The organism is Granulicella sp. S190 (assembly GCF_009766095.1).
Lineage (GTDB): Bacteria > Acidobacteriota > Terriglobia > Terriglobales > Acidobacteriaceae > Edaphobacter.
Genome location: NZ_LMUD01000002.1, coordinates 1 through 13,085, shown reverse-complemented (window position 1 = coordinate 13,085; position 13,085 = coordinate 1). Strand labels below are relative to the sequence as shown.

12 protein-coding genes and 1 riboswitch are annotated in these 13,085 nt (G+C 52.8%); of the genes, 5 read left to right on the top strand and 7 right to left on the bottom strand.

From position 1 onward, the window contains the following. Position 1: 1 nt before the first annotated feature. The 4 genes from GSQ94_RS00065 to GSQ94_RS00050 all read right to left on the bottom strand — a co-directional run bounded on the left by GSQ94_RS00065 (position 2) and on the right by GSQ94_RS00050 (position 3,301). Entirely contained in the window at positions 2-295 is a 294-nt protein-coding gene (locus tag GSQ94_RS00065; protein ID WP_158941293.1) for a hypothetical protein, read from the bottom strand. Continuing rightward, positions 295-708, bottom strand: a complete 414-nt coding sequence (locus GSQ94_RS00060) for a cytochrome c-type biogenesis protein CcmH (protein WP_256369952.1) — start codon at positions 706-708, stop codon at positions 295-297. Before GSQ94_RS00060 ends, GSQ94_RS00065 begins: the two co-directional genes overlap by 1 nt. A 55-nt stretch (positions 709-763) precedes the next feature. Beyond that, positions 764-2,833, bottom strand: a complete 2,070-nt coding sequence (locus tag GSQ94_RS00055) for a heme lyase CcmF/NrfE family subunit (protein ID WP_254063471.1) — start codon at positions 2,831-2,833, stop codon at positions 764-766. 78 nt (positions 2,834-2,911) lie between these two features. Continuing rightward, positions 2,912-3,301, bottom strand: coding sequence for a response regulator (locus GSQ94_RS00050; RefSeq protein ID WP_158941291.1), 390 nt, complete (start codon positions 3,299-3,301; stop codon positions 2,912-2,914). A gap of 330 nt (positions 3,302-3,631) precedes the next feature. Between GSQ94_RS00050 and GSQ94_RS00045 the strand changes: the two genes are divergently transcribed. The 4 genes from GSQ94_RS00045 (at position 3,632) to GSQ94_RS00030 (ending at position 9,821) form a co-directional block, all read left to right on the top strand. Next, positions 3,632-5,506: a sodium:solute symporter family protein gene (locus tag GSQ94_RS00045; RefSeq protein WP_158941290.1), complete on the top strand. Its 1,875-nt coding sequence runs from the start codon at positions 3,632-3,634 to the stop codon at positions 5,504-5,506. Positions 5,507-5,636: 130 nt separating this feature from the next. Continuing rightward, positions 5,637-6,851, top strand: a complete 1,215-nt coding sequence (locus tag GSQ94_RS00040; protein WP_158941289.1) for a DUF563 domain-containing protein — start codon at positions 5,637-5,639, stop codon at positions 6,849-6,851. A gap of 66 nt (positions 6,852-6,917) precedes the next feature. Beyond that, positions 6,918-7,172, top strand: a complete 255-nt coding sequence (locus GSQ94_RS00035) for a hypothetical protein (protein ID WP_158941288.1) — start codon at positions 6,918-6,920, stop codon at positions 7,170-7,172. Positions 7,173-7,322: 150 nt separating this feature from the next. Next, entirely contained in the window at positions 7,323-9,821 is a 2,499-nt protein-coding gene (locus tag GSQ94_RS00030; RefSeq protein ID WP_158941287.1) for a serine/threonine-protein kinase, read from the top strand. Here GSQ94_RS00030 and GSQ94_RS00025 read toward each other — a convergent pair. The 3 genes from GSQ94_RS00025 to GSQ94_RS00015 form a co-directional block, all read right to left on the bottom strand. Continuing rightward, entirely contained in the window at positions 9,801-10,070 is a 270-nt protein-coding gene (locus tag GSQ94_RS00025; protein WP_158941286.1) for an ASPIC/UnbV domain-containing protein, read from the bottom strand. The two genes, GSQ94_RS00030 and GSQ94_RS00025, sit on opposite strands and share 21 nt — an antisense overlap. Positions 10,071-10,864: 794 nt before the next feature. After that, complete coding sequence (locus tag GSQ94_RS00020) at positions 10,865-11,578, bottom strand: CbtA family protein (protein ID WP_254063469.1); 714 nt, start codon at positions 11,576-11,578, stop codon at positions 10,865-10,867. 10 nt (positions 11,579-11,588) lie between these two features. Then, the gene (locus GSQ94_RS00015; protein WP_158941285.1) at positions 11,589-11,807 is read right to left on the bottom strand and encodes a CbtB-domain containing protein; all 219 of its coding nucleotides are present in this window, start codon (positions 11,805-11,807) and stop codon (positions 11,589-11,591) included. A gap of 36 nt (positions 11,808-11,843) precedes the next feature. Beyond that, positions 11,844-11,970: riboswitch (cobalamin riboswitch) on the bottom strand. Positions 11,971-12,122: 152 nt separating this feature from the next. Here GSQ94_RS00015 and GSQ94_RS00010 point away from each other — a divergent pair. Then, entirely contained in the window at positions 12,123-12,722 is a 600-nt protein-coding gene (locus tag GSQ94_RS00010) for a histidine phosphatase family protein (RefSeq protein WP_158941284.1), read from the top strand. Positions 12,723-13,085 lie beyond the last annotated feature (363 nt).

Sequence of the window (13,085 nt, the reverse complement as noted above, 5' to 3'; positions counted from 1 at the left end):
GCTACAACCTACTATAACGTCCGAAATCTCCGCGAGCTTGCAGCATTTCCATCTCTGCAATCACTCGTGCAGCTTCATCTTCTAGCCCGGCTCTCTGTTGAGCGTAGTCCTGTTCCGGATATTTTCCAGCCAGGTACTCGAAGTTTAGATCCCTTAGGTTTTCATAAATAACTTCTTTACGCTCCTGCAGATAGTCCACCCGTGTTTTATCTGCTTGGACAAAAGGATTCCGTTCTGGCCAGAAGATAAATCCAAATAGCAACAACGTCAGTGCTGCACCCGCAATCATGCCCATTAGTACTCCGTTTCCCGTCGAATCCGCTCTCGGATTGCATCACTCCCAGAGACGGCCCGGGTCGCGCTCACGGACTGACGCTGTCCCGAACGTTGCGTCCACATTCGGACTAAAAATCCTGTTCCTATGGTGGCGAACAAAAAGACAGCCATCGGTGCGATCCACGCAACGTTATCAAATCCTCCCCGAATTGGCGCAGCAAGTACTGTCGCACCGTATTTCGCCTCAAACCAGTTAAAAATTGAGGTATTTGAACCTCCACTATCAATTTGTGTATGCAGCTCGCCGATCATTACCGGCGAAACTGGACAGCCAACGTGGTTGCATTCCAGAAGTACCTGTCCGCATCCGCAGGTACAGATCATCTCGTGACCCACCTTCTCGAAACGCGAGCCGGGTGTTGCTCCCAGCATCATTACCGTTAGCAGGCAGACCAATCCAGCTTGCGCCCAGCGCCGCAACGGAGTACTAAACATGATGAACCACAGCTTCCATCACCGTTTTCTCAGCCACAACTCGAGAAGCCGATCGAGCGGGGTTTGGCACCAATGCCAAGAATGTTCCTCCCACTACAATCAGCACTCCGATCCAGATCCAGTTCATCAAGGGATTCAAAAATATCTTGATGATGGGACGATCCGTATCCGGATTCTTACCCTCGTAGATCACATACAAATCGCTTGCCAATGTTGAGTGCAGTGCGACCATCGTTGAAGAGGTCTGACTTGCCTGATAAAAACGCTTCTCCGGTGCTAGTTGGGTGATCTGCTTGCTTCCCCGGAACACATCCAAAAGTGCATACTCGGTATCGTAGTTCTTATTGCTGTCTTGCGTGTAGCTCTTGCATACCAGTCGGTAGGGTCCCAGCTTCAATGTATCGCCATAACCCATCTCCTGTTCATGAGACTGGTTGAATGCCCCCCCCGCGATCCCAATAAACATGACCACGATCCCGAAGTGAACGACATATCCGCCGTATCTTCTTGTGTTTCTCCGAACTAACAGTAAAGTCGAGGCCAACAGGTTTTTCCCCGTCTGCGTTTTCACTACAGAGGCACCGCGTAAAAACTCAGATGCAATGGCTGTGATGACTCCAGAGGCCAATGTAAATGTCACCAGGGAAAACAGAGTAGCTTGCCAGTCGTCACCAGCCTGCCATGGTCTAACGCCTGCTGCAAGCAGCACTACAAGAGCGGCTCCCATAGCCAAGCTTGGCAGAATAAAATTTCGCCGAATGGACCGCAGTGAAGTCGATCGCCAAGCCAGTAAAGGGCCAATTCCGGTCAGAAACAAAAGGAATAATCCAATCGGAAGATTGACGCGATTATAAAACGGCGCTCCCATCGTGACCTTTGTTCCCTGCACATACTCGCTGAGAACTGGGAATAAAGTCCCCCAAAGCACTGTAAAACAAGCTGCCAACAAAGTTAGGTTATTGAATAAGAAACTTGACTCGCGGCTAACCAGCGACTCCAGCTTGTTCTCGGACTTTAAATGATCCTTTTGTTTGAAAAACGTAAACAGGCAGATCGCAAACACGATAATGATAAATCCATAAAACCAGTCCCCGATAGAGCTTTGTGCGAATGCATGAACTGAACTTACAATTCCGGACCGGGTCAGAAGTGTCCCCAGAATCGTCAGCATAAATGTTGAAAAGATGAGCCACACATTCCAACTTTTCATCATTCCGCGCTTCTCTTGCATCATTACAGAATGCAGAAATGCAGTCCCAGTCAACCATGGCATTAGGCTCGCATTCTCTACAGGATCCCAACCCCAGTAGCCACCCCATCCCAGTACGCTGTAAGCCCAGTGCGCCCCCAGAAAGATTCCACATGTTAGAAACAGCCATGTCACCATCGTCCAGCGACGGGTAATATGAATCCACTTCTCGCCGGGATATCGCATCATCAGGGCGCCCAGCGCAAACGCAAACGGCACAGAAAATCCCACATAGCCCAGATAAAGCATGGGTGGGTGGATAACCATCTCCGGATACTGCAATAGGGGGTTTAAGCCGAAGCCATCGGTGGCGATTGGTCCCGGCTGAATCGCAAACGGAGGCGCTGCAAAGTTCAACAGCAGCAAAAAGAAGACCTGAATCCCTGCCAGAATCGTCGAAGCAAACGCCGACAACCTGACATCCACCTTGTGCCGCATTCGCAGAACAAATCCATACGCACTCAGCAGCCAGGCCCACAGCAGCAGGGAACCCTCCTGCCCCGACCAGAGCGCAGAAAACTTATACGCCATATTCAGATCTCTATTGGTATGGTGCAGAATGTACGAAACCGAATAGTCGTTTGTAAATGAAGCCCACACCAGCGCAAATGCAGCACAACTCAATGCTACAAAACTGGAGATCCCTGCCCGCCGTGCCGTTTCACCCAGCCGCCCAGCCCCGCCGTCAACACCCGCCGCCATACCCCGAGTTCGCCATAAAGCAATCCCACCCATCACCAGCGTGTATGCGCTTAATGCCAAAGCCAGCAGCAGCGTAAAACTTCCAAACTCCGGCATCGGATGCAGTCGCATGTATCCCTCCACCCTATTCTCTCAAGGGCAGAGCATATCAGCAATAAAGCGTCGGTTACCGGACAACCGTGACTTTTGTTACGTCAACTCTGGATCTTGCTCATGAGCTTTGACGAGTCCATGAACAGTTGCTAACAAATGATCCGGCAGCAGCGGTTTGATACGAAAAGTTATGTTCAGACCGGCGTATTCTTGCTCCGCCTCTTCAAGTCCGCTTATCACCAGCACTGGAATCGTGGGATTGGTCGCGCGCAAAGCTCGCACAAAATCCGCGCCACTCATTCCTGGCATTAGATGGTCCGTTATCACCAAGTTTACCTCGGTGGGAAACTCACCTCCCTGAATCTGCTGCAAGGCCCGAACTGGGTTAAGTGCGGCTATTACAAAATAACCAGCTCGTTTCAAAATCGTCTGCCGAGTTGCAGCCTGGATCGCATTATCGTCAACAAGGAGAAGTGTAGCCTGCATACGGGGAACCGTTTGCTCCAAGGGGAAGTTCATCAATAAATTCACTTCGAACCGCTTTCCAGACGTTTAATCGCACCCGACTGCTACTGCAATAACGCTATACATGAATGTGATGCACAAATACTGGCCAGCGTTGGTACTTGATATCTTCTTATAGAAAATAGTCTATTCAAATCCTCTGATGCGATCTCCATAGCCACGATCCGCTGCAATATCTATGCGTTACAGCATCACAGAATTTGGAATACCATAGCAGAGCAGGCTAAACATGGCTCTGTTACCCACATTAGTACCGTCATCCAACCTATCCCGAACTGTCAAGGGTTTACCGTGAATCTCTCGATCATCGACTGGCTTATCATGCTGGTTTACTTTGTTTTCGTGCTGGGCATAGGTTTTGCGCTCAAGCGCTACATGCGGACCTCGAACGATTTTTTCCTGGCTGGCCGATCGATACCTGCCTGGGTATGTGGCCTCGCCTTCATATCGGCCAACCTCGGAGCCCAAGAGGTAATCGGCATGGGAGCCTCGGGGGCTAAGTATGGCATCATCACCAGTCACTTTTACTGGATTGGTGCCATCCCCGCTATGATCTTTGTCGGCATCTTCATGATGCCTTTCTACTATGGCTCGAAGGCTCGTTCCGTTCCTGAGTATCTCCGCATGCGCTTTGACGAGAAGACTCGCGCCGTTAACGCCTTCTCTTTCGCTATCATGACCGTGCTCTCTTCCGGTATCTCGATGTACGCCATGGCGCTCCTTATCCAAACCCTGGGTCTTTTTCACGGCATCATCCCCGACGCCTATATCTTTCATGTCTCAATATTCCTGTCGGCAATCATCGTCCTTGGCTACATCTTCCTCGGTGGTCTCACCAGCGCCATCTACAACGAAGTCCTCCAGTTTTTCCTTATCGTAGCCGGCTTCGCCCCTCTTGTTTGGATCGGCCTCCGTAACGTAGGTGGCTGGCAGGGCATCAAGCGGACTCTCCCCGCCACTATGACCCACTCCTGGCGCGGCATGGCCCACGCCTCCACCAACACCCTCGGCGTCGAGTGGGTCGGTCTCGCGATGGGTCTCGGCTTCGTACTCTCCTTCGGCTACTGGTGCACCGACTTCCTCGTCATCCAGCGTGCTATGGCGGCCGACTCCGAGGTCTCCGCCCGCCGTGTCCCTCTTATCGCAGCCATCCCCAAGATGTTCTTCCCCTTCCTGGTGATCCTGCCCGGCCTTATCGCCGTCACAGTCACCAGCCACATGGCGGGAGCCGGAAGTCAGACGGTTAGTCGAGCAGCACAGGTTCCTGGTGAATCGGGTGTCATCACGGAAACCGTAAAGATGACTCCGCAGACGGTCGGAAGCCAATCATTGAACCTTGCTGGTGAACCCCTTGATGACCTGCATCCCCACGGCATCATCCCCGAGAAGACCGACCCCGTAAGCGGCCAGCCCATCCTCGACAGTCACGGTAACCCTGTTTATAACTACGACCTTGCCATTCCCGTCATGCTTCTGCACTTCTTCCCAACAGGAATCCTCGGCCTTGGCTTAACCGCCCTCCTCGCCAGCTTCATGTCTGGCATGGCGGGCAACGTTACCGCTTTCAATACCGTTTGGACCTACGACATCTATCAGGCATACATCAATAAAAAGGGAACCGACGCCCACTATCTATGGATGGGCCGGATGGCTACCATCGGCGGTGTCGTACTATCCATCGCCGCGGCTTACCTCGTCACCAACTTCAACAATATTATGGACGCGCTCCAACTCGTCTTCTCCATTGTTAACGCGCCCCTCTTCGCGACCTTCCTCCTAGGAATGTTCTGGAAGCGTACCACTGGCCACGGAGCCTTTACTGGCCTCCTCTCCGGCACCGGAGCCGCTCTCATTCACCATGGCCTCACCCTCCCAACCGATGCCCAACCTGGCATCCACGGCGGTTGGATCGCCATTCTCCATCATTACCCCAGCGACATGGCACAAAACTTCTGGACCGCAATCTTTGCCTTTACGGTCAATCTACTCGTTACAATTGCAGTTTCGCTGGCCACCGAACCGCGTTCCGAGTCCGAACTGGTGGGTCTTGTCTACTCTTTGACTCCCAGACCCGTCGAAACTCACCTGAGTTGGTATCAAAAGCCTGTAACTCTCGCTTTAGTCGTTCTCATCATGCTCGTCGCCCTTAACCTTGTCTTCGCGTAGCGTCATATCTGCCAATACTGAGAGATCACAACAAACGTTGTATGGTGTTCGGCCGTCGATACCGTATGCTGAATCGGTTCTGTAATTTGGGTATAAGCTAAATGTCTCCTCTGAGACAAAGGATTCCCCAATGCAACAGCCATATGGGCCTGGATTAGCAATTGTCCCCCAACGATTTTTGGAAAAACTTGCTTGGGGGACAAAGAAGGTTATTCGTCGTGCTGAGAGAGGTCTCCTTAAGCCCTTTGATCGACTAGGGTTAGACAAATTTCGCGTCTCTAAACTCATTTGGGTGAAAGATCGCATCGGCCAAGAGGTAGGCAACTATCGTGTATTACACGAATCACGAACAGTAGATGTCAGCCTTCCAGCGGATCTGGAGTTCCTCCGGTCGGTGAAGAACTACAACTCAGGAGAGATCAAACTCGGCGAAGTCTTTGTTTGCGAGATTTCACCTGCTGTTTATTATCCTCATCTAGGTCTGGTCGCAAATAAAAACTTCGAGGTCTTTGGCGATTCTGTCCTTCTTCCGCACCGCTTTCAACTCAGTCCCGCATATCGCAGCTTCCGTCCTAGCAACACCACGCATCATGCGGGAACCGTGTCTACCATCCAGAGAATCGATGCTTACAGCTTCTGGCACTGGTTTGCAGACTGTTTGCCACAGCTTCTCACCTTGGAAAAATATATAGGCGATAAGCCATTAACTCTCCTCGTGAGTGATGACCTTGGTGGTTTCCAACGTGAGACGCTTGCGCTCATGCTTCCGCCTACGATGTCAGTGAAGGTGGTCCCGGCCAAAAAATGGATCAGCGCGGATCACTTCCTTCTGCCTTCCTACCTTTCTGGGAAGTGCAATGGTTACTTGCCTGACGGGTACTACGATGAAATCCGGCGGAGAATCACGCAAGGTTTAGGCTTGCAACAAGCCGCTCCAAGAAATCTCAGAATTTACCTCTCCCGTTCCGGTGCCAGAAGACGCCGCATTGCCAACGAACCCGAGCTGTTGGAGTTGCTAGCCAGTTATGGCTTTATCGAGGTAAGGCCCGAAACGATGAGCCTTCGCGAGCAGGTCGACATCTTTCAACGCGCCGAGGTCATTGCCGGCCCGCACGGCGCTGCCTTGGGAGGCATGGTATTTGCGCCACATTCAAAACTTCTCGTGCTGTATCCTGAACAGAAACCCGGGGAGTACTTCTACACCATGGCCCGTTGTCTCGATATAGAACACTACGGCGCGACGCACAACTGCTTTGACGACGAAGACTGTGTTGATGACTTCACCGTTGATTTAGTTAAAATTAGCGCTCTTCTTTCAGGCCCCATGGGACTTAATAAAAACTAAGCTCTAAGATGAAGCTGCTGCCGTCCATCATAGATTCCGCATATCATTGCCTAAGCAAGGAGCATCATGGGACTAGATATTCGCATACCTCTCGGCCTCATATTTCTGCTTATCGGTGGTCTTATGAGTGTCTACGGCTTCGTGACTCGTCATAGCGAAACCATCTATGACAAATCAATGGGTATTAATCTGAACCTCACATGGGGACTCCTTATGTTTATTTTCGGAGCTATCATGTACGCCGTCGGTCGCCGTCAAAAATGGCAGGATGATCCCGTTACGCCTCGTCCTTGGGAGCGCGACAAAGGATCGCATCACTAATGCAATAAGGGTTTGAATCAGGAACCCGACCTGATTTCTCTGCATCCGCTCGGATACATCGGGTGTGTCATTACACGCTGGCTTTTGCTTCTGCCAGCAATCGATCCGGCTTTCATCTTCCACCTCCCTTGACTTGCGATAATAGAAGCTATGAAGCGCCGTGAAATCAAGCAGTATGAGTTTGTCCGCAAGATCGGTGCTGGCGGCAGCGGCGTCGTCTTTCTGGCCAACGATACCCTTCTTCAGCGTCCCGTGGTTCTCAAGCTCCTCAAGCGTGGCAATCTTACCGTTGAACAGATGCGCGCGACCCAGCTTCGTGAAGCTCGTCTAGCCTCCGCCATCGATCACCCTAACGTGTGCGCTATTTACGACGTCGGAGAGGCCCCCGCCGAAAACGGCAATGGCGAAGAAGCTTACATCGTCATGCAGTACATTCCAGGCAAGTCCCTCGACAAGCTCATCGCCGAGGGTCCTGCAAGCCTCCAGCTCGTACTTTCTGCCGGCATCCAGACCTCCGACGGCCTCTCCGCGGCCCACAACCTCGGTATCTTCCATCGGGATCTCAAACCCGCCAATGTCATGCTCACCGATGGGGGGCTCATTAAGATTCTGGACTTTGGCCTTGCCCGCCGATTGCGACCCGACCAGGCTGAGTTTGACCCAGGTGGTCCGGTCAACAAGCGTACCCCAGTCGCCGGAGCTACCTACACCGCCCGAGGCGGAACGATCGCTTACATGGCTCCCGAACAGTTCGTCACCGGTCAGTCAAGCGTTCAGTCCGACATCTTTGCCCTCGGCCTCATTCTCTACGAGCTTGCCACTGGCCGCCATCCCTTTCATCGTCCCGATGCAGCCGAGTTTCAATCCATTCGTGCAATTCAGTATGCAAATCCTCCTTCTATCCGAGAGATCGCGCCCGATCTCCCCGTCGAACTCGAGTCAGTTATCCTTCGCTGTCTTGAAAAACAACCTTCCGCTCGCTTCGGTTCCGCCGCTGAAGTTCGGGATGCTCTCAAGACCATCATGCGCGCCATGCAACTCGACTCTGTCCTGCTCCCTGGCGATAACATCTCTCTCCGCCCAACTCAAGGGCGCCTGCCCCTTGACGCTCCAGAAGAAGAGAAACGAACTACAGGCATTCTTTCTATGCTTGCAGAACGCTTCCGGGAGTCGGGCACAGCCTCTATTAGCAACCAGAACAGTATCGTCGTCTTGCCCTTTGTCAATTTCGGCCCTCCCGACGTCGCGCCTCTCTACGGTTATGCTCTAGCTGACGCCATTGCTACTCGCCTCACACGCATGTCCACCTTGGTTGTTCGACCCTCCAGCTCGTTCATGAATATTCCTACACATCAGCTTGACCCGCTCAGTATCGGCAAAAAGCTTCTGGTCAACTACGTTCTGGCCGGCAACTTCCTCCGCTCGGACAAGGGCTTTGACCTTAACTGGCAACTTCTTGATGTACCTGGCCAGAGTGTTCGTGCTGGTGGCTCCATCAATGTCGCCTCTTTCGACCTCGTGGCCGTGCAGTCAGAAATATGCAACGAAGTCTTTAGCACTCTCCAAGGTTTTGGAGACTTGGCCTCACACGAAAGTAACCGAGCCGCTTCGCTCTCCGCACCCTCTCTCAATCAGGCCCTCTCAGAACAGTACCTTCAGGCACGGGCCGTTCTCTCCTCCTTTATGACCCGTACGGGCAGCCGCGACGATCTCAACCGCGCATGTGAGTTATTTACCTCTGTTGTCAAACAGGACGAGAACTACGCCCCTGGATGGTCAGGTCTCGGCATTACTCATCTCCAGTATGCCCGCCACGGCCTCGGCGGACAGATGCACGTCCTTGAAGCTCGCCGCGCCTTCGATAAGGCACTCCAACTCGATCCCGGATCTGTTGAGGCTAATCTCTACCGTGTCTACATGCTCCTTTCTCGAGGGGAAAAAGAGTCCGCACGTCATGGTATCGAGAATCTTCTCCAAACCGCGGGTAATGACTGGAATGTTCGTCTAGTTGCCGGTCAGACTCTTCGCATCGATGGGATGTACGACGAAGCGCTCGAACAATTCAACGCCTCTCTCCGCATGAATCCCTCAAACGCTGCAATGATCTATAACCACCGCGCCCGGGTTTACCAGTATCAGAATCAGATGGAGCTAGCTTCAGACGAGATCGAAAAGGGACTTACATTAGAACCTCGCCAGCCTCTACTCCGCATATCTCTAGGCTACCAGCAGATGCGTACAGGCGACCTCTCCAAAGCCATTGAAACCCTCGAGAACGTTATTCGCGATGAATCCTCTTTGCGCATCGTATTCCCAACGATCGCTCTTTGCTACGTGCAGCTTGGGGATCGCGAAAAGGCCGCCACGTTTATCGTTGACGAGACCCTTTCGGCTGCGGAAGCAGACAGTGAGATGGCTTACCGCCTCGCGACTTATTTCGCCCTTGAAGGCGACGAGTCCGAAGCGCTCCACTGGCTTCGACGGGCCATTTACCTAGGAAACGAAAACTATCCATGGTTTAGTAAAAACCCCGCGTGGCGCAAATTAAGCGGGCATGCCGACTTCGAGCGAATATTAGAAGACCTTAAGAAAAGTTATCGTCGCAACCAGAAAAACTGGAGACGCCTTCTAGCCCAAGTCCGTAACTGAATTAATTGCACCCGGCGGGCATACGCAGACTATCGTCTTTGCTGGTGTTCCTATGAACTCATCGATCTTGAGAATTTGCGGCAACATGCTCCAATGTTTCAATTCCGCTAGGCCAATGAACCTCACGATAGTGTTGGCTTCCAAACCGAAATGAACTCGTCGATCACTCGATAAGAGATAGCTTCCCGCTGTAGAAACAAAATTGTATCGAGGACCTGCGGAAGTAACGATCTTGATCTCCGCTCCCATCGCTGTTGCTTCAGTGAGCCAGTGAGCCTATTAAAGTCAATATTATCCAGTGATTTAAAAAGAAGTTTCGCTTAGAGTCAGAGTGGATCGTCTGCTCTTGTCGATAGATGGAAGCTCCTCGCTCTGCTATCGACCGCGAATGTAGTAGCACATGGCGATAATCTTCTCCTGACAGCCTCCCAGGCGTACCTGCCCACACTAGAACTAAACCAGCACGGCGTCGTGCGCGCTCTGTCCGTTGCCCTGCCAGAAGATACAGCCACATTCGCAATACTTCCATCGGAAAGACGCTCTGGTCCACGCGATGGTAGAAACCCTTCGTACTTTGTCAACGCCCAGTACCACATTCTCGGACGCACCTCGCGGCTTCTTCCTCAGTGAAATCGACAAATACTATCCACAGGACGGTTTGTTGATTAGAAAGGTCATAGTGGACTCAGGTCCGATGCCAGTATGTACCATCAATGGATGGTTACACATTTCTTGTACCTCGTGCGCAAGACGGTAAGCTGCAGCTCATTCACGCAAAGCCGATTCCGAACTAAGCGAACTGCCGATTACTGTACTAACCGCTCTTTGTTCCGCGCCGGTTCGTAAGAATTTGGTAAGTTGGATATGTCAACCTTGATCACAACACTGTGGTATTCCTTCAACTCTGGGCCCAAAAGCCGCTCCGAGCATGATCTCTTCCTCAACTCGCACCTAAAACTAGAGGAGTGCGTTTCAACGACAGGTACTTCACTTTAGAAGGATGATCGCACGGCTCAATGATAGCCGAGATAATACCTCGCTCCTTATCGCAAACCCTTTCTCCGCTCCGTCAACCATCCAAATCCTAGTCCCAGCGCCCCCCACAGTACGGCCTGAATCTCCAGCGATGCCACCCTGAACTTCCACATCAGCGTGACTGGAAATCCAGCCGGAACCTCATCCACTTCGGGAAGAAAGTGCGACACCAATCCGACGACCACCACAAACAACCCAGCCGCCAGCAGGGAACCGTTCCAATCCCCAAATCTCTTCGCAAACCGGCGCCTCAACTGCAGCGAGAGGACCATCGCCGCAATCGAAACCGCAATCAGCAAAAAGTAAGCGCCCGTTCGCGACCCAATCGTATCGGGACTTCCCACCGACGGAGGGTTCGCCGGATACTTCAGATTCGGCACCACCACCACCGCCACATATCCAAGCCCAGCCAGCACAGCCGACAGCGCTCTCGGCCCAATCTCTCCAACCCGACCATAAGCAAACGCGAACACCAGCCCAAACAATCCACCCACTGCTGCGCCAAACACCACTGTACCCGTCAGCAATCCGATACTCTTCTGCACGTGCCTGTTGACCATCTCAGTCTCAGGAGCCTCGCCCTTAGCCTGATCCGCGGCAGTCTCAAACGCAATCGCGCGCTCTACCTGCGGCTCGCCGACCCATCGTGCAAACGCGAAGACGAGCAGGCCCGCAACTAGGCCCACCAGCATCCCGCGAAGGAGCAGAGTTCGAGTAGTCAAAGTTTTCTACTTAGTGGCAGGGAAAGCCGAGAAGATGGCGACCGTCATGCAAAAACTCATGCACCATAGTCCCGTGAAACATCGAGGTAGCACCTTGCTCCGCGCTGACGAAGTAAATCGCCAGCAGCATCAGCAGTCCACCGAACACCGCGTACGGCATAATCTCACGCAGCGGAACAACCGGAATCGAAACTGGTTGCGAAACCGAACCGAACATAGACTGAGCCATCGTAAAACCTCCAGGGATCGTGCGTCCCACATGCTGCTCATTCGAACGAGGGAAGGAACGTCTGGCTCTCAACCCGAATCAGGTCAATCACAGTGGCGCGACCGCACCGGACTTTCACCGGCTTCTTCCATCGTCATCAAAATCTATCTCAACGCTATTTGCCGTTATCATCAAAGTCAAGAGCAGGCTCTATTTCTTACTTGTTCACTCTTCCGCAGGTTTGGGGGTACGCGGGACTCAGAGCGTTCGGGCCGATTCTTTGATGGAGTTTCGAGGGTGTGCCGACTCAATTCAACACTATGGGGAGCCGCAACTGTGCCGTCTCGTGTCACCTTCATCAGTCATGCTCCCACCTCCGCTCAACGCCTCTCTGCATTTCCCGTAGACGAGCCAGTTGAAGAATCCGCGCTGTTCAAACTCATGGCGTTCCATTACCCATCACCACGTTTTCAGCAAATGTTCTCGGCTCCTGAACGACGTACCCAACAGACCGCAGAAGCTCTCAACCTTATCACCAGTCCAACGGACGAGCTCCGTGATGTCGACTTCGGCAGCTGGCGGGGTCGCACGCTTACCGATCTCCACAACGAGGAGCCCGATGGTGTCGTGACGTGGCTTACCGATCCAACTGCCATCCCTCATGGTGGCGAGTCCGTCGCCGCTTTTGTGAGGCGGATTGCGGCGTGGCTTCCATCCGCGGGTCCCGGCCACACCCTTGCCATTACTCATCCTGCGGTGATTCGCGCGGCTGTTCTCCACACTCTCGACGCACCGTTACAAGCCTTCTGGCGAATCGATATTGCGCCGCTCACTGTTACGGATCTTCGTTATAACGGCCGTATGTGGACGCTTCGTTCCATGGCTCTCCCTCTGTCTCCAGGGTTTAAGGGTGAGGAGTCTGTTCATACGGATTAGGGAGCTGTTTGTGTGGTGGTGGCCCGGGCAGGAGTCCAACCTGCTACCTTCGCGTCAGGAGTGCGATCAGGGGTTCCGGGTGCGGGGCTGAATCCGTGAAAAACTAACAACTACGATGGAAAGTCCTTAATCGTCCGCGGTTCCGAAGGCAGATCTGATTTCTTCGCAAGTACTCCCGTGGACTAGATGAACAAAGTGCAAGCACTCGTAGCTGGCTTCATCTGGAGAATCGCGCATCTCGTCAGTTGATAGTTACTACCGCAAAGCCGACATGAACGAAGCCGCTGTGCGGCGGACGCATTCGCGTGCGCTGGGCGAGCGGTTGAGGTGATGATCTAGCGTTTGTCGCAGAGAAGGAGGATT

Bases quoted from the DNA above. Each gene is read 5' to 3' on its own strand.
- GSQ94_RS00060 (WP_256369952.1), bottom strand. From the start codon at position 708: ATGCTGGGAGCAACACCCGGCTCGCGTTTCGAGAAGGTGGGTCACGAG.
- GSQ94_RS00040 (WP_158941289.1), top strand. From the start codon at position 5,637: ATGCAACAGCCATATGGGCCTGGATTAGCAATTGTCCCCCAACGATTT.
- GSQ94_RS00015 (WP_158941285.1), bottom strand. From the start codon at position 11,807: ATGGCTCAGTCTATGTTCGGTTCGGTTTCGCAACCAGTTTCGATTCCG.
- GSQ94_RS00050 (WP_158941291.1), bottom strand. From the start codon at position 3,301: ATGCAGGCTACACTTCTCCTTGTTGACGATAATGCGATCCAGGCTGCA.
- GSQ94_RS00025 (WP_158941286.1), bottom strand. From the start codon at position 10,070: ATGGGAGCGGAGATCAAGATCGTTACTTCCGCAGGTCCTCGATACAAT.
- GSQ94_RS00035 (WP_158941288.1), top strand. From the start codon at position 6,918: ATGGGACTAGATATTCGCATACCTCTCGGCCTCATATTTCTGCTTATC.
- GSQ94_RS00065 (WP_158941293.1), bottom strand. From the start codon at position 295: ATGGGCATGATTGCGGGTGCAGCACTGACGTTGTTGCTATTTGGATTT.
- GSQ94_RS00055 (WP_254063471.1), bottom strand. From the start codon at position 2,833: ATGCGACTGCATCCGATGCCGGAGTTTGGAAGTTTTACGCTGCTGCTG.
- GSQ94_RS00030 (WP_158941287.1), top strand. From the start codon at position 7,323: ATGAAGCGCCGTGAAATCAAGCAGTATGAGTTTGTCCGCAAGATCGGT.